Below are 21,980 nucleotides of genomic sequence, written 5' to 3'. Positions count from 1 at the left end.
ACGGTTTTTGCCCCCGACCGTGGGTCCTTAAGAAGGTCTTCTGGGTCTTTAAGCGCCGTCGCACGCCCCACCATGCTCGTTCTCGGCATCGAAAGTTCCTGCGACGAAACCGGCCTCGCGCTCTACGACAGCGAGCGTGGCCTGCTCGCGCACGCGCTGCATTCGCAGATCGCCATGCACCGCGAGTACGGCGGCGTCGTGCCCGAACTGGCTTCGCGCGACCATATCCGCCGCGCCCTGCCACTGCTCGAAGAGGTGCTCGCGAAAAGCGGCGCTGCGCGCAGCGACATCGACGCCATCGCGTTCACCCAGGGCCCGGGTCTCGCGGGCGCGCTGCTGGTGGGCGCGAGCATTGCCAACGCGCTGGCGATGGCCTGGAATCGCCCGACCGTCGGCATCCACCATCTCGAAGGGCATCTGCTCTCGCCGTTGCTCGTGGATGCGCCACCACCTTTCCCGTTCGTCGCGCTGCTCGTCTCGGGCGGCCATACGCAGCTCATGCGCGTGACCGACGTGGGCGTGTACGAAACGCTGGGCGAAACGCTCGACGACGCTGCCGGCGAAGCCTTCGACAAGACTGCCAAGCTGCTCGGCCTCGGTTATCCGGGTGGTCCCGAAGTTTCGCGTCTCGCCGAATTCGGCACGCCGGGCGCGATCGAATTGCCGCGGCCGATGCTGCATTCGGGCGATCTCGACTTCAGCTTCAGCGGCCTGAAAACGGCCGTGCTCACGCATGTGAAGAAGCTCGGCCCGAACATCTGCGAACAAGGCAAAGCCGATATCGCGCGCGGTTTCGTCGATGCCGCAGTCGACGTGCTGGCCGCGAAGTCGCTCGCCGCGCTCAAGAAGACAAAGATGAAACGCCTCGTGGTGGCGGGCGGCGTGGGTGCAAACAAGCAGTTGCGCGAGAAACTTTCGGCGGCGGCGCAAAAGCGCGGTTTCGAAGTGCACTACCCCGACCTCTCGCTTTGCACCGACAACGGCGCGATGATCGCGCTCGCGGGCGCGCTGCGCCTGCAACGCTGGCCCGACCAGGCGACGCACGATTACGCGTTCACCGTGAAGCCGCGCTGGGATCTCACGTCGCTGGCCACGCAATAACGTCAGAAGCGCTGCGTCATCCCGACGACCGCCAGCGTTTGTTTGGTGCCCGGCGCCGTAACCCCGACGCCAGTCCAACTCATCGTGGAAGTGCCGTTGTTCTTCATGTAGCCCGCTCGTGCATAGATCGCTGTGCGCTTCGACAAGCTGTGATCGATGCCCAGTTGCAGCGCCAACACGTTGTCATGCACGCCACGCACGCTGCGTTGCAGAGCCACGAATTCGATCACGTCCGCAGAGGTGGCTTGAATCGTGGCGCCGGCCTGCATCGCGCTGTAGGGATGCACGGCCGAAAGTCTCGTCGCAAGCGCACTTGAGTCGTCATTCTTCGGGCGGTGATAGCCATAAATGAATTGCAGATTGACGATCCCGAACCGATACGCGAGCGCACTGTTGAAATGCTCCGTACCCACCGTATTGAGAATGGACGGCAAGCTGGCCAACGTCTTCGTGCCCGGATGCTGATACTGATAGGCGAGTCCGGCGTATAGCCCGTAACCCGTATAACTGGCGGCAATATCGATCATGTTGCCGTTCGTTTGCGGTGCGGGCTGCGTCACGCTGGACTGGAACGCGTACATGGCCCACAGCTGGAATCCGCTGAGATTCGGCGATTTGTACACCACCGAGTTGCTCGATCGCCCGCCACTGGTCTGCATGCCAATGGTATTGCGATCGACGACGTTGCCCGCGGCGGCCAGCGGCGAGAGCACCTCGTTGGCGCGAAACGGCTCCGATGGATAGAGAATCCAGAATGTCGGCTGATACTGGCGCCCGAATGTGAGCGTGCCGTATTTCTCGTGCGCAAGACCGACCCACGACTGACGATAGAACATGGCGCCCGTATCGGCAAAGGCGGTGCCGTTGTTCATATTGAAGCCGCTTTCCAGATTAAATACAGCCTTCAGGCCACGACCGAGATCCTCCGATCCCTTGAAGCCGAAGAGCGACGGCGTTCCCCCACCGCCGCGTTCCGACCAGGATTGCTTGCCGCCGTTATTGAGGAACTGAACAAACGTGTCGGCAACGCCATACAACGTGACACTCGATTGCGCATTCGCGCCAGCCGCCGCCAGGAACAACGCCACACCGCACATGCCTTTCCTGCAAAAGCGCATTTTGTCTCCTTCGTCTTTTTCTGATGAGTGAGTCAGACATTGCTCTCAAGAGCTCTGCGCCAACTCGTTAGGACGTCGTATTGCCGTGGAGTTATAACGGCGAAGGTAGACCGCGGCATTGCCACACCTCAAACAATCAACACTTACACGAAGATTACTTTTGCTGCACTGGCGATAAAGCGACAATCGCGTTATCGCGAAAAATATGCAATTCGCACTCCTGTATGTTTTCCCTGGAAGCACACAAGGGTGATCACGGCTTTCTTGCGCTCAAATGAAAACGGCAGCTTGCCAGGGCAAGCTGCCGTCGATACTTCGCTACGTCAAATGCCAGGCGATAGGTATCAGCCCGCCGTGCGCTTGTCGTGCTCGATCACCGCGTATGCGCTGTGATTGTGAATCGACTCGAAGTTCTCGGCCTCGAGCGTATAGGCGATCACTCGCGCATCGGCATTCAGGCGCACGGCCACGTCGCGCACCAGATCCTCGACGAACTTCGGGTTCTCGTACGCGCGTTCGGTCACGAACTTCTCGTCCGGGCGCTTGAGCAGGCCCCACAGTTCGCACGAGGCTTCTTCCTCGGCGATGCGGATGAGCTCTTCCACCGCCAGGTCGCCGCCGAACTCGACATCCATCGTCACGTGCGAGCGCTGGTTGTGCGCGCCATACTGCGAGATCTTCTTCGAGCACGGGCACAGGCTCGTCACCGGCACGAGCACCTTGAGGAACAGACGCGTGGCGCCGTCACGCGCGTCGCCCGTGAGCGTGACTTCGTAGTCCAGCAGGCTTTCCACACCCGAGACCGGCGCAACCTTCTTCACGAAGTACGGGAACGACACTTCGATACGGCCAGCCTCCGACTCGAGCCTCGCGAGCATCGCGGTCAACATCGCACGGAACGTCGCCGGTTCGAGCGGCGCCTTGTTCTCTTCGAGCAGCGCGACGAAGCGCGACATGTGCGTGCCCTTCTGGTCCGCGGGCAAATGAACGTCGAGGTTCCACGTACCGACGCTCGGCTGGACGTCGCCCGCGCCCGTCTTCACCGTAAGCGGATGGCGCACGCCTTTCACGCCCACACGCTGGATCGGGATCTGACGGGTATCGACGGAGCTTTGCACGTCCGGCATCGCGAAGGCCGGGTTCATCTGATTCATATTCTTATCCTCAAGTCGCGCCGAATGCGGCGCGCAAATGGCAAGCGCCGGCATGAGCCGGCGCTTGCTGGCGGAACAGGGCGCGAACCCTTTCCGACGGTTCAAGGTGTAGGGGCAGCTGCGCGGCCGCAGACCACCATGGATGGCACTGACGACCCGCACAGCTCAGGCTGCCCGGCTAGCGTGTTCGCTTACGCGACGCGCATCACCGTCTTGCCCGACGCGTTCGCCGCGCCGTCGAGGAAGCGCTCGCGAATGGACTTCGCGATGCCTGCCGCGTCGAGGCCGACGCCCGCCAGCAGCTTCGCCGGATCGCCGTGATCGATGAAGGTGTCGGGGAGGCCCAATTGTAGTACGGGCTTGATAACCCCACTTTCAAGCAGGGATTCCACGCAGGCCGAACCCGCGCCGCCCATGATGCAACCTTCTTCGATGGTCACGAGGTAATCGTGCGTCTCGGCGAGTTGCTTGATCAGCTCCGCGTCGACCGGCTTCACGAAGCGCATGTTCGCCACGGTGGCGTCCAGCTCTTCCGCTGCGGCGAGCGACGGCGCGACCATCGTGCCGAACGCGAGGATCGCCACACGCTTGCCTGCCGGCGCACGGCTTTCGCGACGCACTTCGCCCTTGCCGACCGGCAACGCAGCCATCTGCTTGACGGTCGCCACGCCCGTGCCCGCACCGCGCGGATAACGCACGGCCGTCGGGCAGTCCTGCTGGAGCGCCGTGTAAAGCATCTGACGGCATTCGTTTTCGTCCGACGCCGCCATGACCATCATCTTCGGGATGCAGCGCATGAAGGCGAGATCGTACGCACCCGCGTGCGTCGCACCGTCTGCACCAACGAGGCCCGCGCGGTCGATCGCGAATACGACCGGCAGATTCTGCAGCGCCACGTCGTGGATCAGTTGGTCGTAGGCGCGCTGCAGGAAGGTCGAGTAGATCGCGACCACCGGCTTCATGCCTTCCGCTGCGAGACCGCCCGCGAACGTCACCGCGTGCTGTTCGGCGATACCGACGTCGAAGTAGCGATCCGGGAAGCGCTTCTCGAACTCGACCATGCCCGAGCCTTCGCGCATTGCCGGCGTGATGCCGACCACGCGCGAGTCGAGTTCCGCCGCGTCGCACAGCCATTCGCCGAAGACCTGCGTGTAGGTCTTCTTGCTCGGCGCCGTCGACGGCTTGATGCCTTCGGCCGGGTTGAACTTGCCGGGGCCGTGGTACAGGACCGGATCGGCTTCGGCAAGCTTGTAGCCCTGGCCTTTCTTCGTCACCACGTGCAGGAATTGCGGACCACGCAGTTCCTTGATGTTCTGCAGCGTCGGGATCAGCGAATCGAGATCGTGACCGTCGATCGGGCCGATGTAGTTGAAGCCGAACTCCTCGAACAGCGTGGCCGGCACGATCATGCCCTTCGCGTGCTCTTCGAGCTTGCGGGCGAGATCGAGCACCGGCGGCGCATGGCGCAGCACGCGCTCCACGCCCGCACGCGCGGCAGCGTAGAAGCGGCCCGACATGAGGCGCGCGAGGTGGCGGTTCAGGGCGCCGACCGGCGGCGAGATCGACATGTCGTTGTCGTTGAGGATCACGAGCAGCGGCACGTCGTCTTCGACGCCGCCGTTGTTCAGTGCCTCGAAGGCCATGCCGGCCGTCATCGCGCCGTCGCCGATCACGGCGATGCCCATGGCGTTATCGCCCTTGAGCTTGCTCGCGACGGCCATGCCGAGCGCGGCCGAGATCGACGTGCTCGAGTGCGCGGTGCCGAACGTGTCGTATTCCGATTCGTCCCGCTTCGGGAAACCGGAAATACCGCCAAGCTGACGCAGCGTCGACATCTGGTCGCGACGGCCCGTCAGGATCTTGTGCGGATACGTCTGATGGCCCACGTCCCAGACGATGCGATCGCGCGGCGTGTCGAACACGTAATGCAGCGCGATCGTCAGTTCGACCGTGCCGAGGTTGGACGACAAGTGGCCGCCCGTTTGCGACACGCTGTCGAGAACGAAGGCACGCAATTCGTCGGCAAGCGGTTGCAACTGGCGGCGATCGAGGCGGCGCAAATCCGCCGGGTCGTCAATGGTTTTCAGCAAGTCGTACATCGTCGTTCCATTGTAGGAAATCGGGCGCTCCCGCACTTCTATCGCGCATTACTTCCCGTTCATGCGCGTGGGCGGGTTGGCGCAATCAGCTGACCCGATCCACGATCAGGTCAGCGAGTTCGGCGAGGCGCTGTGCGCGCGCGCCGAACGGTTCCAGTGCCGCGTGTGCATCGGCGCGCAGCTGCTGCGCGAGAGCACGCGAGGCATCCAGACCGATGATCGACACGTAGGTCGGCTTGCCGTCCTTCGCGTCTTTACCAGCGGTCTTGCCAAGCGTTGCCGAGTCGGCGGTCACGTCGAGAATGTCGTCGACCACCTGGAACGCGAGGCCGACGGCCGCCGCGTACTTGTCCAGTGCAGCAAGCGTCTCTGCCGAAGGCGTGTCGCCCGCGATCGCGCCCATGCGAACCGAGGCGCGCAGCAGCGCGCCAGTCTTCAGGCGGTGCATCGTTTCGAGCTGCTCGCGCGTAAGCGAATGGCCCACGCTCGCGAGGTCGATTGCCTGGCCGCCGGCCATGCCGATCGAGCCGCTCGCCAGCGCGAGTTCGCGCACGAGCGCAGCCTGACGCGGCGCCGAATCGCGCAAGCCAGGGACGTCGGCGGTCAGCGTCACGAACGCCTGCGATTGCAGCGCGTCGCCGACCAGCAGCGCCGTCGGTTCGTCATATTTGACGTGTACCGTCGGTTTGCCGCGGCGCATGTCGTCGTCGTCCATGCAAGGCATGTCGTCATGCACGAGCGAGTACACGTGGATCATCTCCAGCGCGCAAGCGGCGGCGTCGAGCGCTTCCGGATTCGCGTTCGTGAGTTCGCCTGCGGCATGGCACAGGAGCGGGCGCACGCGCTTGCCACCGCCCAGCACGGCATAACGCATGGCGTCATGCAGCGGCGCGGGCTGCACGTCGGCAGCCGGCAAATGGTGATCGAGCGCGCTCTCAACCCGGTCAAGCACCTGCCGGGTCCATTGGTCAAAATTCATAGATCGTCGTCTCCGCCAGTTGCGGATGTCGTATTGAGGGGCACGGGCCGAAGCGTCTCGCCGTCGAGCACGCGCACCTGTTGTTCAACCTTTTCGAGCTGCTGCTGGCAGAACTTCACCAGCACGGCGCCGCGACGGTACGCGGCCAGCGACTCCTCGAGGCTCAAGCTACCGCCTTCCATGCGCGCCACCAGCGCGTCCAGCTCCGCCAGAGCGGCTTCGTAGCTCTCGGGCAGGGCCTCGGCGGTGGCCGTCGCAGTGGTCGTTTGCGATGCCGCTGCGCCGTCTTTCGATGCAGATTTCGCCATCTGGGGTCGCCAAAATGAAACAAGGCGGACATTCTACGGCAAAAGCACACCGGCCGCCCCGCTCCCCGGCTCGTGTGCCGCCTCGACCACATTACCCGACGTTGCCGCGCGCCGCGAAAATCGGTTCCAGAAGGCCGTTTTTACAGCATTTTTTGTGCGATTCGAATCGCGTTCGCAGCAGATTCAAAGCGCATTCATGTCGCCTTCTCAGCGCAATTCCGGCAAAAATCAGCCACTTAGCTACCCTTTTAAGGGTAAACCGGATATACTTGCCGGCTCCCTAAATCGAATCTTCGATGGTTGGGTTGTTCACTGCTTTCACGTCTTCATCGGGAGTGGGAATGTCCAATCTGAGCAATGCATTGCAGCTGAAGTCCATTCACAGTCAGCTGCCAGTCACGGCTTACTTTGACGAAGCGCTGCTGAAGCGCGAAATCGACACGCTTTTCCAGAAAGGTCCTCGCTACGTCGGGCACGAATTGATGGTGCCTGAAGCGGGGAATTATTTTGCGCTGCCCGGCGAAAAAGAGGGTCGCGTACTCGTTCGCAACAAGAGCAACGAGATCGAACTCCTCTCCAACGTTTGCCGTCACCGCCAGGCCATCATGCTAAACGGTCGCGGCACGGCAGACAACATTGTATGTCCGCTGCATCGCTGGACGTACGATCTTAAGGGCGAACTGCTCGGCGCACCCCATTTCGCGGACAAGCCCTGCCTGAACCTGAACAGCACGCCGCTGCAAAAGTGGAACGGCCTGCTGTTCGAGTCGGCCGGACGCGACGTCGCGCGCGATCTCGCTCGCCTTGGCCCCGCCAAACACCTCGACTTCACGGACTATATGTTCGATCACGTCGAGGTCCACGAGTGCAACTACAACTGGAAGACCTTCATTGAGGTCTATCTGGAGGACTATCACGTCGTCCCGTTCCATCCGGGTCTCGGCCAGTTCGTCTCGTGCGACGACCTGAAGTGGGAGTTCGGCGAGTGGTACAGCGTGCAGACCGTGGGCGTGCACAGCCAGCTCGGCAAGCCGGGCAGCCCGACGTACCGCAAATGGCACGACGAGGTGCTGCGCTTCCGCAACGGCGAGCCGCCCGAGTTCGGCGCGATCTGGATGGTCTATTACCCCGGTCTGATGATCGAGTGGTATCCGCACGTGCTCATCTGTTCGTGGCTGATTCCGAACGGCACGCAAAAGACCACCAATATCGTCGAGTTCTATTACCCCGAGGAAATCGTGCTGTTCGAGCGCGAGTTCGTCGAGGCCGAGCGCGCCGCCTATATGGAAACGGCCGTCGAAGACGACGAGATCGCCGAACGCATGGACGCTGGCCGCCGTGCGCTGTTCGAGCGTGGCGTGTCGGAAGTCGGCCCGTACCAGAGCCCGATGGAAGACGGCATGCAGCACTTCCACGAGTTCCTGCGCCGCGAACTGGGCGAGATCTGAGGCTGGTGGCGCGGCGCTTGCCGCGACGCCGGGGCATCACGGAAAGACGGGCTTAGGCCCGTCTTTTTGTTTAGACTGACGGCATCGGGCCGGCACAAATGCACATGCACTCCATGCGCACACCAGGCCGGCCGCGCACGATCCAGGCAAAGGAGCCGTCATGCCCCACACGCACTACACCACGTTGATTTCGGCCGCTAACCTGCACGAGCGCATGACCGCCGCGCCGGGCAGTGTGCTCGTTTTCGATTGCCGCTTCGATCTGCTCGATCCTACAGCGGGCGAAACCGCCTACGCCGCCGGCCACCTGCCGGGCGCGCGCTATCTCAACCTCGACCGCGACCTCTCCGGACCCAAGACCGGCAAGAACGGCCGTCATCCGCTGCCCGACCGCGCCTCGCTCGTTGCCACCCTGGCAGACTGGGGTTTGAACGCTGGTCAGCAAGTGGTCGCCTATGACGCGCAGGGCGGCTCGTACGCCGCGCGCCTGTGGTGGCTGCTGCGCTGGCTCGGCCACGATTCGGTCGCCGTGCTCGACGGCGGACTGCAAGCGTGGGAAGCGGCCGGCTATGCGCTCTCGAAGGATGTCCCCACGGCCACGCAAGGCACGTTCAAGGCGGGCGCGCCGTTGCAGGTGACCGTCGATGTGGCGGCCGTCGTGCGCAATCTGGGCACGCGCGAACTCACCGTCGTCGATGCGCGCGCCAACGACCGCTATCGCGGCGAGAACGAAACGATCGACCCCGTGGGCGGCCATATTCCGGGCGCCGTCAATCGCTTCTTCAAGGACAACCTCACCGCCGATGGCCGCTTCAAGTCGGCGCATACGCTGCGCGAGGAATTCACGGCGCTGCTGCCGGGCGTCACGCCCGAGCACGTGGTGCTGCAATGCGGCTCGGGCGTGACGGCGTGCCACAACGCACTGGCGATGGAGATCGCCGGCATGCACGGCGCGGCGCTTTACGGCGGTTCGTGGAGCGAGTGGGTCGCAGACCCGTCGCGGCCTGTTGCGACCGGCCCGAATCCCTGATTCCCCACTTCCCCCGCTTGCGCGGCGTCGGCCTCAACCGACGCCGTGCTCCTTGAACCAGGCAATCGCGCGCTTCCAGCCGTCCTCGGCGTCGGCCTTGCGGTAGCTCGGCCGGTAATCGGCGAAGAAGGCATGGCCCGCATCGTCGTAGACGACGATCTGCGAGCCGCGCCCGCCCTGCGGTCCTTGCGCGACAGCCGCCCTCATCTGCTCCAGCGTGTCCTGCGGGATGCTGTTGTCCTGTCGCCCGTAGAGACCCAGCACCGGCACCTGTAGATTGCCCGCGAGGTCGAGCGGGTTTTGCGGCATGTTCGCCGTGTGCGGGCCGGCCACGCGCCCGTACCACGCCACCGCCGCCTTCACGCGCGGATTGTGCTCGGCATAGAGCCAGACGAATCGGCCGCCCCAGCAGAAGCCGTTGATGCCCACACGCTTGAGGTCGCCGCCGTGCTCGCCCGCCCAGATCAGCGCCGCGTCGATGTCGCCGAGCACCTGGGCATCGGGGATCTTGCTCGTGATGTTCTGGTCGATCTGCTGGATCGTCGGATAGGCAGCAGCGTCGCCCTCGCGCTCGAACAGATCCGGCGCGATGGCCAGATAACCGAGCTTCGCAAAGCGTCGGCACACGTCGGCGATATGTTCGTGCACACCGAAGATCTCGTGAATCACGATGATCACCGGCAAATGCGTCTTGCCACGCGGCTGGGCGCGATAAGCGGGAATGAGCGTACCGCTCGACTCGAACGCGATCTCGCCGGCGTCCAGTCCTTCGGCATCCGTATGAATCGTCTGCGCGGAAACCGGCAGCACCGCGGCGGCAAAGCCACTGCCGAGCGCCGCCTTGATGAACGTGCGCCGATCGAACGGCACGTGAGGGACGAGACTATCGACTTCAGGTTTAAGCATGCAACGCTCCTGGCGAAGAGTTCGATGCAAAAAGAAAATGCGCCCGCAGGCGCATCGTGGAATCAGTGCAGCTTGACGCGCGGCAGCGTCGTGCGCCGCAACCAGTGCGCAAAGGTGTCGAGCACCATACGCGCATAGCCATGCAGCGCTGCGATATGCAGCCGGTACAGCGACATGTACATGAAGCGCGCGAAGAGCCCTTCGATCAGCATGCTGCCGCCGATCAGACCGCCCATCAGATTACCGACCGCGCTGAAGTGGCCGAGCGAAACCAGCGAACCGAAGTCGCGATAGGTGAACTCGGGCAACGGCCGCCCGTCGAGCCGATTGCCCATCGAACGGAACAGGAACGACGCCTGCTGATGCGCGGCCTGGGCGCGCGGCGGCACGTTGCGCTCGGTGCCCGGCCACACGCAGGCGGCGCAGTCGCCGAGCGCGAAAACGTTATCGTCGATTTCGGTTTGCAGCGTGCGGCGCACGACCAGTTGGCCGAGCTTGTTGACGGTCAGGCCGTCGAGTTGCGAGAGCACCGCCGGCGCCTTGATGCCTGCCGCCCAAACCGTGAGATCGGCACGGATGGCCTTGCCGCTCGCGGTACGCACAACACCTGGCGCGACCTCGGTCACGCGCTCGTTGGTGAAAATCCGTACGCCGAGCTTGAGCAGCAATTCGCCCGTTGCCGACGACACACGCTCAGGCAGCGCAGGCAGAATGCGCGGCCCCGATTCGATCAGCGCGATGCCCACGTCATGGCTCGGATCGAGCTTGTGCAGACCATAGGCCGAGAGCACCTGCGCGGTATTGCGCAGTTCGGCCGACAGTTCCACGCCCGTTGCACCCGCGCCGACGATCGCCACTTGCACGCGCGGCTCTTCCTTGCCTTCGTGGTCGCGTGTGATGACGGGATCGGTTTGATGCTCGGCGCGCACGCACGCCGCAATCAGGCGCTTGCGAAAACGCTCGGCCTGCTCGACGGTATCCAGCGCGATCGAGTTTTCCGCGGCACCTGGCACGCCGAAGAAATGCGTCGTGCTGCCGATGGCGAGCACGAGCGTGTCGTAGTCGAGCACGCGCACAGGCAACATCTCCGCACCGTCCTCATCCGGCACTGCGCCTAGCGTGATGCGCTTCGCCGTGCGATCGAGATGCACAAGTTCGCCCTGCTGAAACTCGAAGCCATGCCAGCGCGCCTGCGCGGCATATTCGAGCTCCTGCGTGAACGGGTCCATGCTGCCCGCCGCAACTTCGTGCAGCAACGGTTTCCAGATATGCGTGGGATTGCGGTCGACCAGCGTGACCGTCGCGCGCGGCTGACGACCACGGCCGGCCTTGCCGTAACGATCGCCAAGCCTGGTGGCCAGCTCCAGCCCGCCAGCGCCCCCTCCAACAACGATAAAACGATGCATAGATTCTCCGTGCATGTCGATGGGCGTTAGAACGGCCGACGATCGCACGCGCATCGCGCGCGCCGTGCATGTTGCGGCGTCGGCCTTCGATCCATTGTCGGCTGACGAAGCACGCGGCGACAAGACGCAGCGGGCACATTGAGGTAATGTGTCGCACCCCACTTGTGCCTGACCGCGCGCACGGTTAGGCACGATGAGGCGCGTACAGGCGCTCGCTCAGTGCGCCTCTTCCCAGTTCGCACCCACGCCCACTTCGGCGACGAGCGGCACCTTGAGCTTCGCGACCGAACACATCAGCTCCGGCAGGCACTTGCGCACTTCGGACAACTCCGCATCGGGCACTTCGAGCACCAGTTCATCGTGCACCTGCATGATCATCTTCGTGCCGATCTTGCGCTCGTCGAGCCACTTCTGCACCGCGATCATCGAGAGCTTGATGAGGTCGGCGGCCGTGCCCTGCATCGGCGCATTGATTGCGGCGCGCTCGGCGGCCTGACGGCGCGGACCATTGCCGCCGTTGATCTCGGGCAGCCACAGACGACGACCGAACACGGTCTCGACATAGCCGCGCGACTTGGCGTCCATGCGCGTCTCGTCCATGTAGCGCGCCACGCCCGGATAACGCGCGAAATAGCGGTCGATATAGAGCTTGGCCGCATCGCGCGTGATGCCGAGATTCGACGCGAGCCCGAATGCGCTCATACCGTAAATCAGGCCGAAGTTGATGACCTTGGCGATGCGGCGCTGGTCGTTGCTCACTTCGAGCGGCGTCACGCCGAACACTTCGGCAGCGGTGGCGCGGTGAATGTCGTCGCCGCGCGCGAAAGCCGCGAGCAGCGATTCGTCGCCCGAGATATGCGCCATGATGCGCAGTTCGATCTGCGAATAGTCGGCGGAGACGATCTTGCAGCCCGGCGACGCGATGAACGCCTCGCGAATGCGCCGGCCTTCGCCCGTGCGCACGGGAATGTTCTGCAGATTCGGATCGTTCGAGGCCAGCCGCCCCGTGACCGCGACGGCCTGCGCGTAGTTCGTATGCACGCGGCCGGTCTGCGCGTTCACCATGCGCGGCAGCTTGTCGGTGTAGGTCGACTTGAGCTTGGCGAGGCCGCGATGCTCGAGCAGCAGCTTCGGCAGCGGGTAGTCTTCGGCGAGCTTTTGCAGGACTTCTTCGTCGGTGGAAGGCGCGCCGCTCGGCGTTTTCTTCACGATGGGCAGTTGCAGCTTCTCGAAGAAAATCTGGCCGATCTGCTTGGGCGAGCCGAGATTGAACTCGCCGCCCGCCAGCGCATAGGCTTCCTGTTCCAGCTCGACGAGGCGCACCGCAATTTGAGCGCTCTGTTTTTCGAGGCGCTCCGTGTCGATCAACACGCCGTTGCGTTCCATCTTGCGCAGCACGCGCGAGGTGGGCAGCTCGATGCTGCGGTACACGTAGTCGAGGCCCTTTTCAGGTTCGATCTGCGGATAGAGCGCGAGGTGCAGTTGCAGCGTGATATCGGCGTCTTCCGCCGCGTATTCGGCGGCCTTGTCCAGCGCGACTTCATCGAAGCCGATCTGCTGTGCGCCCTTGCCCGCGACCTCTTCGTACTTGATCGTCTTGATGCCGAGATGGCGCAGCGCGAGGCTATCCATGTCGTGCGTGCGATGCGATTCGAGCACATACGATTCGAGCAGCGTGTCGTGCTCGACGCCGTTCAGCTCGATGCCGTAGTTCGCGAGCACCTGCTCGTCGTACTTCATGTGCTGGCCGACTTTCTTGTGCTGCGCGCTTTCGAGCCACGGCTTCAGACGCGCGAGCACCTCGTCGATCGGCAACTGGTCGGGCACATCCGGCCCGCGGTGCGCGAGCGGCAGATAAGCGGCGCTGCCCGGCTCCGTCGAAAACGACATGCCGACGAGCTTCGCCACCATCGGATCGAGCGCCGTGGTTTCAGTGTCGAACGCGGTCAGACTGGCGGCTTCGATCTTCTTGAGCCAGGCGTCGAACTGCTCCCACGTCTGGATGGTTTCGTAGTGGCGCGGCGCGTCGACGAACAGCGCGGGCTGCACGTTCGCATCCTGCGCCGGCGCATTGCCGGTCGTGGCGGCGGGTACGGTCTCGCTCTGCGCGCCCGCTTCGGTGATCTCGCGCAGCCAGGTCTTGAAGCCGTGACGCGCGAAGATATCGCGCATTTCCTCGCGCGCTTCGGGACGCGTGGTCAGCGACGCCTCGATCGACTCCAGATGCGAGGTGAGATCGCACGCGGTCTCCACCGTGACGAGCTTGCGCGCCATCGGCAGGAATTCGAGTGCATCGCGCAGATAGCCGCCCACGGCGCCCTTGATTTCGTCCGCGTGCTCGACGATGCCGTCGAGCGAGCCGTATTGCGTGAGCCACTTCACCGCCGTCTTCGGGCCGCACTTGTTCACGCCCGGCACGTTGTCCACCGTGTCGCCGATCAGCGAGAGATAGTCGACGATGCGCTCCGGCGGCACGCCGAACTTCGCGATCACGCCTTCACGATCGAGCAATTCGTTCGTCATCGTGTTGATGAGCGTGACGCGGTCGGTCACGAGCTGCGCGAGGTCCTTGTCGCCGGTGGAAACGACCACCTTCATGCCGAGCTTTTCCGCCTGCGCCGCGAGCGTGCCGATCACGTCGTCGGCCTCGACGCCTTCGACCATCAAGAGCGGCCAGCCGAGCGCGCGCACCGCTACATGGATGGGCTCGATTTGTGCTGCAAGAAGTTCGGGCATGGAAGGCCGGTTGGCCTTATAGTCGGGATACCAGTCATCACGAAACGTCTTGCCCTTGGCATCGAACACGCACGCGCTATACTCTGCCGTAACGTCCTTGCGCATGCGACGCAACATGTTGATGATGCCGTATAGCGCACCCGTCGGCTCGCCGTCAGGACCGCGCAGATCCGGCATCGCATGGAAGGCCCGATAGAGATAGCTAGAACCGTCGACCAGTAGCAAGGTCTTACCTTCCAGCTCATTTTGTAGCTTCGTTTCCACGCGTAGTTCTTCAGGCATTATGGACAAGAGAAAAGTGATTCCGAGTCTGCGTTCACTCGCAGATCAAGAGCGCGCAACGGCCAAAAAGGCGCGCGCATCGTGGCAGATGTTCACGATTATGGCAGAGTTTATCGAGGCGACCGAATACCTGTCCGAGATTCGGCCAGCGGTCAGCATCTATGGCTCCGCACGCCTGAAACCGGACTCAGAGTACTACCAGCTCGCCTCCACCATCGCGCGAAAAGTCTCGGATGCGGGCTTCGCCGTGATCTCCGGCGGCGGCCCCGGCATCATGGAAGCTGCGAACCAGGGCGCGCATGCGGGCAAGTCGCCTTCGGTGGGTCTGAACATCGAGTTGCCGCACGAGCAGTCGGGTAACCAGTGGCAGGACATCTCGCTGCGTTTCCGCCATTTCTTCACGCGCAAGGTCACCTTCGTGAAGAACTCGGACGCCGTGATCGTCATGCCGGGCGGCTTCGGCACGCTCGACGAGCTGGCCGAAGTGCTCACGCTGATCCAGACCAAGAAGTCGCGTCACGTGCCCATCATTCTGGTGGGCGGCGAGTTCTGGAAGGGTCTGCTCGAATGGTTCCGTTCGGCGCTCGTGCCAATGGGCCTCATCAACGCGGAAGACATGGACCTGATGCAGGTGATCGACGATCCCGATCAGGTGCTCGAAGCCGTGCTGAAGTTCTACGAGGACAGCGGCGAGGAAGCGGAAAAGGATCACTCCGCTCGCCCGGACTCGGACGAAGACCGCATGTTCTACCTCTGATACACGGCCGCGCGGGCGCTCTGCCCGCGCAACGTGTATCTGCGTATCTGTCGATATCGCCGGCGCGTGTTCTGCGCGCCGCGTGCCTTTCTTCGTGCTTTCAGGCTCAACACCTGGAAGCGTGAAAAACACCTCTTATCCCATCGAATTCGATTCGCCTCGCGCCTGACCCGCCTGCTCTTCGAGCCAGCGGCAAAACTGCGCAACGATGGGTGCATCCGCCACCTCGCGCCGTGCGACCCACCAGTAGCCGCGCGCGTCGAGATGCGGACCCGCGAGCGGCGTCACGAGTCGCCCTGAGGCCAACTCTTCATCCAGCAGCGGCAATGGCCCGAGCGCCACGCCCAGACCATCGACGGCCGCCTGCAAGGCCAGATAAAAATGGTCGAACGACTGTTTTTTTCGGCACTTCGCCTTGACGCCCGCGGTCGCCAGCCAGGTGCGCCAGGCATCGGGACGCGTATCCGAATGCAACAGGACGTGACGCGCCAGATCGTTGGCGCTCTGGATCGGTACGCGCTTGAGGAGCGCGGGACTGCACACAGGCAATTCCATCTCGTCGAGGAAATGACCGCTCGCGCAATCGGGCCAATGCGCCGGACCGCGCCGCACGGCAACGTCGAAGGCATCGAGCGTTTCGACCGGCGCATTCGAGGTTGCCAGGCGCAGTTCGACATTGGGATTGAGCCGCTGAAACTGCGACAGACGCGGTAGCAGCCATTTCATCGCGAAGGTCGGCAGCGCATTCACGCGCAGCACATGGACGACACCGGTATCGCGCAGCTGTTCGGTGGCGCGTGCAATATTGTCGAAGGCGGCCTGCACCGCACCCAGATAGCGCCGCCCGTCTTCAGTGAGCGCGACCCGCTTGCCATGCCGATGAAAGACCTGCACGCCCACCCACGCCTCCAGTGCCGCGACCTGACGGCTTATTGCACCGTGAGTCACATGCAGTTCGGCCGCTGCCGCGGTAAAGCTGTTATGCCGCGCGGCGGCTTCGAACGCGCGCAGCGCGGGAAACGGAGGAAGAGAGCGTGTCATCCTTGTGATTCTAGATCACAAGACAACGGCCGAAAAATCGTTTTGCGGCGCGACGAATCGGCGCTACGCTCCCAGCTTGCCTCAGAGGTCCCCGCATGAAACAGAATCTCGCCTCCGCTCCGGTTAATTCAGGTAACGACTCCAGCACGAAAGCCGCCACACACGACGCGCTTGTCACACCCAGCGTCAAGGACCTGTTCCTAGGCTTTCTCGGGTTGGGATTTACGTCGTTTGGCGGTGCGCTGCCGCTCGCGCGTCGCACAATCGTCGAACAACGATGCTGGCTCTCGGGCGCGGACTTCACGGATCTGCTCGGCTTGTGTCAGTTCCTGCCCGGCGGCAATGTGATCAATCTCTCGGTCGCGCTCGGCATGCGGTTTCAAGGCTGGCGCGGCGCGCTCGCCGGCCTGCTCGGGTTGATCGCCGGGCCTTCGCTGGTCGTGGTCGGGTTGGGCGTGCTCTACGAGCGCACCCAGAACGATCCGCATGTGCGGCATCTTTTCGTCGGCCTCGCGGCTGCCGCGGCCGGATTGCTGATTTCGATGGCCGTGAAGATCCTGCTGCCGTTGCGCCATGATCCTGCCGCTGCCGTGATCGCCGCGCTCGGCTTTGTTGCGATCGCCCTGCTGCGCACACCGCTTTTGCCGACCATGCTCGTGCTCACCCCCATCGGCATTGCCGTCGCGGCGCGGGCCGCGCGCCGTTCGGGGGGCGCGCAATGAACGCCACCTTGCTCGCCCTCGCCACGATTTTCAGCCAGCTCTCGCTGCTCGCGTTCGGCGGCGGCAACACCATCCTGCCGGAGATGCAGCGCCAGGTCGTCGAGGTTCACCATTGGATGCCCGCGAGCGAGTTCAGCGCGCTCTTCGCCCTTGCCCAGGCGGCGCCTGGGCCGAACATGATGATCGTCACGCTGGTGGGCTGGCACGTAGCTGGCTGGGCAGGGATGCTCGTGACATCGGTGGCGAAGTTCGGGCCGTCGTCGCTCGTGACGATTGCGGCGCTGCATGCATGGGACCGTTTCAAGGACCGACCGTGGCGACGCATCGCCCAGCGCGGCCTCGTGCCGGTGACGGCCGGACTCGTGGCGGCGAGCGCCGTGCTGATCGCAAAGGCCTCCGATCCGTCGTGGATCGCGTGGGCAATCACGGGCGTGTGTGCGGTGCTGGCGTTCCGCACGAAGATTCACCCGCTATGGTTGCTGGCGGCGGGGAGTTTGATCGGTTTGGCGGGGTTTGGGCAGTAGCGAGGGACATCGGCAATTCGTTCGGATTACGATGTTCTTCGTGGGCGACCAGTAGATTGGGCTGGTCGCCCATTCGGCAAGAGGGAACTTGTTGGCCTGTGCCGAAAGGCCTGAGTCACTAGCAGAGTGATGCCCGAAAACTGACCAGCCCAATACCAAGCGCCCGCTTATCGCCGCTCATGCCGAGTGAAGCCGGACTGCGCGGATTTTCAATAAGAAAGACAAGAGAGACGAGTCCGCCCGACTTCGCAATCGAATTTGAATCAATTGTTATTTCACAGCGTCCATCTGGCGAAACGACGACTGATTGTTGGATCGTGCCCGCGTGGACGACACACAACGTCGCTACCGGCCGTTCTTCCCGATCCCCCAGGAATATCTGACCTTCAATCTCTATCTTGACGCGTTCTGTCGGCTCAAGCCCGTCGAAAGGCAAACACAAACACGCTGCCTTACCCGAAGACCAGGTGCCCCAGGACTCGGGATCGGACCAGCCATACGCAAGGCAACCGGTTGCCGGCGAGCCGGCGGTTAGCGGATAGCTTCGTCCAGGCTCGACTGAAAACAGTCGCATATTCGGTTCATCAAAAGCCCACCTCTGTTTGAAGATCGTGTCTAACGCATCTTCCATTGTCTGAACGGTGGCTTTGGAAACCTGCCTATGCTCCGTTTCGGCGTCGACATCCGCTAATACGCGTTGCAGCCACTGGAAGGAGGCAACGCCGGGCGACACCGTCATCCACTGAGAGCATCGAGCCGGAAGCTTCTCAGGCGAAGACCTGTCCGGAGTAATGAATGCATGCGAAGCCTTCCCAAAGAATGTGGCTTCGAGCAACGCCCCCGAAGAAAGACCGCATGCAAATTTGACGTTGTCGGCACAGTACAACGCATAGATATTCTGCTTCGTCCAAACCACATTGGGAATCACCGCTGCGAGATCCCGCAATGCACTCATATCCTGTGCGTAAGGATGGGGCTTGATTGCCAATACATCGACAGTTCGCGCCAACGCCGCAACGTCCTTGATCACCTCGCGTACATTGTGCAAACTGCCGTTTTTGATAAGCGCCAGGTCGATTTCAGTCTGGCCAACAAAAATGCCAAACGAAGCGCTACCGTCGCCCAATAAAGTCGGTCGCTGTCGCGCTGCGGAGCTTCGAATGACCGCAGCTTGCAGCCAGGGCTCCTCCGGCTCTTCGGCCCAATCATTGAGCGCATTTAAGACGAGCTCATCGTTGGTTCGAGCCCAAAATTTGAGATGGCGGCAAAAGCGAACCGGCGCAATTTCGAAGTCGACGAAAACAATGCCTCGCCTATCAAGAAAGCGCATGAGCGACGCAGGGAGACCCCAGCCAATGACAAGCGTATCCGCAGCGATATCGGCCAGTGGCGAAAAGAGCTCCCAGGGTGTCAGGTCAGCATCGCAAGCGCTGGCCCAGCCCGAAGGCGAGCACGGTAAGCCCAAGGACTGCATATGCATCGCGACATCCAGCTCACCGCCGGCAGATCGAGGCGCCGATCGGTTGGTCGGCACTCCGGCACGATTAGCGATAGCGCCGAATAAGGCCGAAATTGCGCGCAGATTTGCCGTGTGATGCTCAAGATGATTCACCTCGCTACGAAGAAAATCATCCAGAAAATGGATACGGCCGAAACGATTTTTTTGGGGGGGATAGGGCTTGCACTTCATCATTCTGTCAAATTACCAGAACCCGATCTGAGTGCGGTCGTCGCCTGCCCTGTCCCAAATTACATGTCGTTACAGTCGAAAGGAAGATAAAGCGCGGCGAGTACTCATTGAATGGAGCGCCAATCGAGCGCTCGAAGCCCTCCAATATCAAGGCCGAATTATTGAAAATTCGTTGCGAGACCAGGGCTTGATATTGACAGTCAAATGCAGCAAAACTGTCCGCAGGAAAGGCCTTTCCGGGAGCACGCCCGCAATTCTCCTGGCGTTGTTCCAGTCTGAAAATATGACGTTCCGGATCACCGCAAGAAAGAGCTGAAGTCGCCAGCCACCAAGGTACGGCGACAACGCAGACCGTGCCGGGACGGCCTGCTTTCGTTTGCTTACTTCACGTTAAAAAAGTGAACGACGTGCTCAGTAGCAACGAGCGCACAGTGAATACCTTACTGAAACGCCACTTCCGCAAAACTACGCAGTTTCCGGCTATGCAGCTTATGCAATCCGTTAGTACGCAGAATCTCCATCGCCTTCACGCCGATCTGCAAATGCTGATCCACCTGCGCGCGATAGAACGAATCGGCCATGCCGGGCAGCTTGAGTTCGCCGTGCAGCGGCTTGTCGGAAACGCATAGCAAGGTGCCATACGGCACACGGAAGCGGAAACCGTTCGCCGCGATGGTCGCACTTTCCATGTCGAGCGCGATCGCGCGACTTTGCGACAAACGCAGCACTGGCTCGCGGTGATCCCGCAATTCCCAGTTGCGGTTATCCACGCTCGCCACCGTGCCCGTGCGCATCACGCGCTTGAGCTCCACGCCGTCGAGGCGGGTGACGTCCGCCACCGCACGCTCTAGCGCGAGTTGCACTTCGGCGAGCGCCGGAATCGGCACCCACAGCGGCAGGTCGGCGTCGAGCACGTGATCTTCGCGTACATAACCGTGCGCGAGCACATAATCGCCCAGACGCTGCGTATTGCGCAGTCCCGCGCAGTGGCCAAGCATGATCCAGGCATGCGGGCGCAGCACCGCGATGTGATCGGTGATCGTCTTCGCGTTGGAAGGCCCCACGCCGATGTTGACCATCGTGATGCCGCTGCCGTCGGCGCGTTTGAGGTGGTACGCGGGCATCTGCGGCAGGCGGGCGGGCGGCGTGCCCTCATCCTCCTGCTCACCGAGATTCGCGTTGTACGTCACCACGTCGCCCGGCTCGACGAACGACGTGTATTCGCTGCGGTAGTTGCGCAGGTCGGCGTCGTCGGTACGCGCCATCATCGCGCGGCCGAGCTTCACGAATTCGTCGATATAGAACTGGTAGTTCGTGTAGAGCACGTAGTTCTGCACGTGCGTCGGCGAGGTGGCGGTGTAGTGCTTGAGCCGGTGCAGCGAGAAGTCCACGCGCGGCGCCGTGAAAAGCGCGAGCGGAAAAGGCTCGCCTGGCGCGGGCTCGAAGGTGCCGTTGACGATACGGTCGTCGAGTTCGGCCAGATCAGGCACATCGAACACGTCGCGCATCGCGAAGAGACGTTCGCGGTCGAGATCGCCTTCGAGGTGGATGCCTTCCGCAAACGCGAAGTGAACCGGAATGGGCTGCTCCGACACCCCGACTTCGATCGACACGTGATGGTTCTTCGCCAGCAGGCGCAGTTGCTCGCGATAGTAGTTGCCGAACAGGTCGGGACGCGTGATGGTCGTCTCGAACACGCCCGGGCCGGCGACGAAGCCATACGAGCGGCGCGAGTCGATGTGCGTGTTGACTTCGGTGCGAATACGCACGAACGGATAGCAGGCGCGCACGCGGCGCTCGAATGCCTCGCCGCGGCGATAGCGCGCGAACGCATCGCGCAGGAACGAGGTGTTGGCTTCGTAGAGCGCGGAGAGGCGCGCGACGGCGTCCGCAGCGTCTTCGAAGGATTCGGACGGGAAGTCGTGCGGGGGCGTCATGAAAGTCCGCCGGTTCGTGTCGTTGTTCATTGTCGTTCGCCTCGGTTCGTTTAAAACGACATTAGCACGGAAGCAGGACAATCTGACAACGCCCTGCGCGTGGCGAGGAAATGCACGCGTCACGCAGGGCGCCCGCGACGCCCCTCGTGGCGGGGATGCGAGCGCGCGCCGCCGCGGCAGTCCGGTACGGGAGACATGGCGCGGATTTGCTAGAATCGACCCATCCCAGCTTTGCATGGAACCGGCGTGCGTATTCAAGCGCTCACGCCGGTCGACAGGAGAATCACCATGAAGTCGCATCTTCTTGCTGCCGTCGCCGCGACGCTCGCGTTCAGCGGGTTCGCCGTGGCAGCGCCGCCCGACGACGCCAAAACCGCCGTCGAGGCCCAGTCCGCGCAGTCCGAGAACGAGCGGGCCGGTTTGCCCGATCTCGCGGCGATCAACCGTCCCGCTGCGCAGATCAGCTCGAAGGTCGACATCAACGACGTGCCGCGCACGCCGAGCTTCCATGAAGTGAGTCCGAGCGGCACCGAAATCACCGAATACCGCGACAAGGGCAAGCCCGTCGAGATCAATGTGCGCTCCAAGTTCGGCACGCACTACACGATGAGCTCGAACCCCGACACCTCGCCGCAAGTTCGTCAGAACGGCCAGGCCAGCACGCGCCTGCCGTCGATCAACCTGCACTACTGATAAGCCGCCCTCGCGCGCGGGCGGCGTGCGCTGTCCGCGCCGCCTCCTG

The 21,980-nt window shown here is 62.8% G+C and carries 18 protein-coding genes; 7 read left to right on the top strand and 11 right to left on the bottom strand.

Going from position 1 to position 21,980, the window contains the following annotated elements:
- Nucleotides 1–72: 72 nt before the first annotated feature.
- Entirely contained in the window at nt 73–1,101 is a 1,029-nt protein-coding gene (gene tsaD / locus U5782_RS21110) for a tRNA (adenosine(37)-N6)-threonylcarbamoyltransferase complex transferase subunit TsaD (RefSeq protein WP_322045826.1), read from the top strand.
- Between the two features lie 2 nt (nt 1,102–1,103).
- Here tsaD and U5782_RS21105 read toward each other — a convergent pair whose 3' ends face one another.
- From U5782_RS21105 to U5782_RS21085, 5 genes are all read right to left on the bottom strand, one after another.
- Entirely contained in the window at nt 1,104–2,219 is a 1,116-nt protein-coding gene (locus U5782_RS21105) for a porin (protein ID WP_322045825.1), read from the bottom strand.
- A 344-nt stretch (nt 2,220–2,563) separates the two neighbouring features.
- Nucleotides 2,564–3,373: a GTP cyclohydrolase FolE2 gene (gene folE2, locus U5782_RS21100; RefSeq protein WP_322045824.1), complete on the bottom strand. Its 810-nt coding sequence runs from the start codon at nt 3,371–3,373 to the stop codon at nt 2,564–2,566.
- 191 nt (nt 3,374–3,564) lie between these two features.
- On the bottom strand, nt 3,565–5,472 hold the full coding sequence (gene dxs, locus U5782_RS21095; RefSeq protein ID WP_322045823.1) for a 1-deoxy-D-xylulose-5-phosphate synthase: 1,908 nt from the start codon (nt 5,470–5,472) through the stop codon (nt 3,565–3,567).
- An 85-nt stretch (nt 5,473–5,557) separates the two neighbouring features.
- Entirely contained in the window at nt 5,558–6,451 is an 894-nt protein-coding gene (locus tag U5782_RS21090; RefSeq protein ID WP_322045822.1) for a farnesyl diphosphate synthase, read from the bottom strand.
- Entirely contained in the window at nt 6,448–6,759 is a 312-nt protein-coding gene (locus U5782_RS21085; RefSeq protein WP_322045821.1) for an exodeoxyribonuclease VII small subunit, read from the bottom strand. The genes U5782_RS21090 and U5782_RS21085 overlap by 4 nt, the downstream gene beginning before the upstream one ends.
- Nucleotides 6,760–7,100: 341 nt before the next feature.
- Between U5782_RS21085 and U5782_RS21080 the strand changes: the two genes are divergently transcribed.
- Entirely contained in the window at nt 7,101–8,207 is a 1,107-nt protein-coding gene (locus U5782_RS21080) for an aromatic ring-hydroxylating oxygenase subunit alpha (RefSeq protein WP_183723588.1), read from the top strand.
- A 160-nt stretch (nt 8,208–8,367) separates the two neighbouring features.
- A complete protein-coding gene (locus U5782_RS21075) occupies nt 8,368–9,237 on the top strand; it encodes a sulfurtransferase (protein WP_322045820.1) in 870 nt (289 codons plus the stop codon).
- Between the two features lie 33 nt (nt 9,238–9,270).
- Here the strand turns inward: U5782_RS21075 and U5782_RS21070 are convergent, their stop codons facing one another.
- The 3 genes from U5782_RS21070 to polA all read right to left on the bottom strand — a co-directional run bounded on the left by U5782_RS21070 (nt 9,271) and on the right by polA (nt 14,567).
- Complete coding sequence (locus tag U5782_RS21070; RefSeq protein ID WP_322045819.1) at nt 9,271–10,143, bottom strand: dienelactone hydrolase family protein; 873 nt, start codon at nt 10,141–10,143, stop codon at nt 9,271–9,273.
- Nucleotides 10,144–10,205: 62 nt separating this feature from the next.
- Nucleotides 10,206–11,549: an NAD(P)/FAD-dependent oxidoreductase gene (locus U5782_RS21065; protein WP_322045818.1), complete on the bottom strand. Its 1,344-nt coding sequence runs from the start codon at nt 11,547–11,549 to the stop codon at nt 10,206–10,208.
- Nucleotides 11,550–11,765: 216 nt separating this feature from the next.
- Complete coding sequence (polA, locus tag U5782_RS21060; RefSeq protein ID WP_322045898.1) at nt 11,766–14,567, bottom strand: DNA polymerase I; 2,802 nt, start codon at nt 14,565–14,567, stop codon at nt 11,766–11,768.
- A 1-nt stretch (nt 14,568) separates the two neighbouring features.
- Between polA and U5782_RS21055 the strand changes: the two genes are divergently transcribed.
- Nucleotides 14,569–15,324, top strand: coding sequence for a TIGR00730 family Rossman fold protein (locus U5782_RS21055; protein ID WP_322045817.1), 756 nt, complete (start codon nt 14,569–14,571; stop codon nt 15,322–15,324).
- Between the two features lie 135 nt (nt 15,325–15,459).
- Here U5782_RS21055 and U5782_RS21050 read toward each other — a convergent pair whose 3' ends face one another.
- Nucleotides 15,460–16,365: a transcriptional regulator GcvA gene (locus U5782_RS21050; RefSeq protein ID WP_322045816.1), complete on the bottom strand. Its 906-nt coding sequence runs from the start codon at nt 16,363–16,365 to the stop codon at nt 15,460–15,462.
- Between the two features lie 95 nt (nt 16,366–16,460).
- Here U5782_RS21050 and U5782_RS21045 point away from each other — a divergent pair, with 95 nt between their 5' ends.
- Nucleotides 16,461–17,087 (top strand): chromate transporter, encoded by a 627-nt coding sequence (locus U5782_RS21045; RefSeq protein WP_322045815.1) that lies wholly within the window; start codon nt 16,461–16,463, stop codon nt 17,085–17,087.
- Nucleotides 17,084–17,611: a chromate transporter gene (locus tag U5782_RS21040; RefSeq protein WP_322045814.1), complete on the top strand. Its 528-nt coding sequence runs from the start codon at nt 17,084–17,086 to the stop codon at nt 17,609–17,611. Before U5782_RS21045 ends, U5782_RS21040 begins: the two co-directional genes overlap by 4 nt.
- A 118-nt stretch (nt 17,612–17,729) precedes the next feature.
- Here U5782_RS21040 and U5782_RS21035 read toward each other — a convergent pair whose 3' ends face one another.
- Complete coding sequence (locus U5782_RS21035; RefSeq protein ID WP_322045813.1) at nt 17,730–19,304, bottom strand: hypothetical protein; 1,575 nt, start codon at nt 19,302–19,304, stop codon at nt 17,730–17,732.
- A 437-nt stretch (nt 19,305–19,741) separates the two neighbouring features.
- Entirely contained in the window at nt 19,742–21,268 is a 1,527-nt protein-coding gene (locus U5782_RS21030; RefSeq protein WP_322045812.1) for an AMP nucleosidase, read from the bottom strand.
- Nucleotides 21,269–21,526: 258 nt separating this feature from the next.
- Here U5782_RS21030 and U5782_RS21025 point away from each other — a divergent pair, with 258 nt between their 5' ends.
- On the top strand, nt 21,527–21,931 hold the full coding sequence (locus tag U5782_RS21025; protein WP_322045811.1) for a hypothetical protein: 405 nt from the start codon (nt 21,527–21,529) through the stop codon (nt 21,929–21,931).
- The last annotated feature ends 49 nt before the right edge of the window (nt 21,932–21,980 follow it).

This window comes from Paraburkholderia sp. J67, assembly GCF_905220265.1.
In the GTDB taxonomy this organism is placed as follows: domain Bacteria; phylum Pseudomonadota; class Gammaproteobacteria; order Burkholderiales; family Burkholderiaceae; genus Paraburkholderia.
The sequence above is the reverse complement of the archived record's forward strand: the minus strand, read 5'-3'. Positions and strand labels throughout refer to the sequence as shown.

Bases quoted from the DNA above. Each gene is read 5' to 3' on its own strand.
- tsaD (WP_322045826.1), top strand. From the start codon at position 73: ATGCTCGTTCTCGGCATCGAAAGTTCCTGCGACGAAACCGGCCTCGCG.
- U5782_RS21105 (WP_322045825.1), bottom strand. From the start codon at position 2,219: ATGCGCTTTTGCAGGAAAGGCATGTGCGGTGTGGCGTTGTTCCTGGCG.
- folE2 (WP_322045824.1), bottom strand. From the start codon at position 3,373: ATGAATCAGATGAACCCGGCCTTCGCGATGCCGGACGTGCAAAGCTCC.
- dxs (WP_322045823.1), bottom strand. From the start codon at position 5,472: ATGTACGACTTGCTGAAAACCATTGACGACCCGGCGGATTTGCGCCGC.
- U5782_RS21090 (WP_322045822.1), bottom strand. From the start codon at position 6,451: ATGAATTTTGACCAATGGACCCGGCAGGTGCTTGACCGGGTTGAGAGC.
- U5782_RS21085 (WP_322045821.1), bottom strand. From the start codon at position 6,759: ATGGCGAAATCTGCATCGAAAGACGGCGCAGCGGCATCGCAAACGACC.
- U5782_RS21080 (WP_183723588.1), top strand. From the start codon at position 7,101: ATGTCCAATCTGAGCAATGCATTGCAGCTGAAGTCCATTCACAGTCAG.
- U5782_RS21075 (WP_322045820.1), top strand. From the start codon at position 8,368: ATGCCCCACACGCACTACACCACGTTGATTTCGGCCGCTAACCTGCAC.
- U5782_RS21070 (WP_322045819.1), bottom strand. From the start codon at position 10,143: ATGCTTAAACCTGAAGTCGATAGTCTCGTCCCTCACGTGCCGTTCGAT.
- U5782_RS21065 (WP_322045818.1), bottom strand. From the start codon at position 11,549: ATGCATCGTTTTATCGTTGTTGGAGGGGGCGCTGGCGGGCTGGAGCTG.
- polA (WP_322045898.1), bottom strand. From the start codon at position 14,567: ATGCCTGAAGAACTACGCGTGGAAACGAAGCTACAAAATGAGCTGGAA.
- U5782_RS21055 (WP_322045817.1), top strand. From the start codon at position 14,569: ATGGACAAGAGAAAAGTGATTCCGAGTCTGCGTTCACTCGCAGATCAA.
- U5782_RS21050 (WP_322045816.1), bottom strand. From the start codon at position 16,365: ATGACACGCTCTCTTCCTCCGTTTCCCGCGCTGCGCGCGTTCGAAGCC.
- U5782_RS21045 (WP_322045815.1), top strand. From the start codon at position 16,461: ATGAAACAGAATCTCGCCTCCGCTCCGGTTAATTCAGGTAACGACTCC.
- U5782_RS21040 (WP_322045814.1), top strand. From the start codon at position 17,084: ATGAACGCCACCTTGCTCGCCCTCGCCACGATTTTCAGCCAGCTCTCG.
- U5782_RS21035 (WP_322045813.1), bottom strand. From the start codon at position 19,304: ATGATGAAGTGCAAGCCCTATCCCCCCCAAAAAAATCGTTTCGGCCGT.
- U5782_RS21030 (WP_322045812.1), bottom strand. From the start codon at position 21,268: ATGAACAACGACACGAACCGGCGGACTTTCATGACGCCCCCGCACGAC.
- U5782_RS21025 (WP_322045811.1), top strand. From the start codon at position 21,527: ATGAAGTCGCATCTTCTTGCTGCCGTCGCCGCGACGCTCGCGTTCAGC.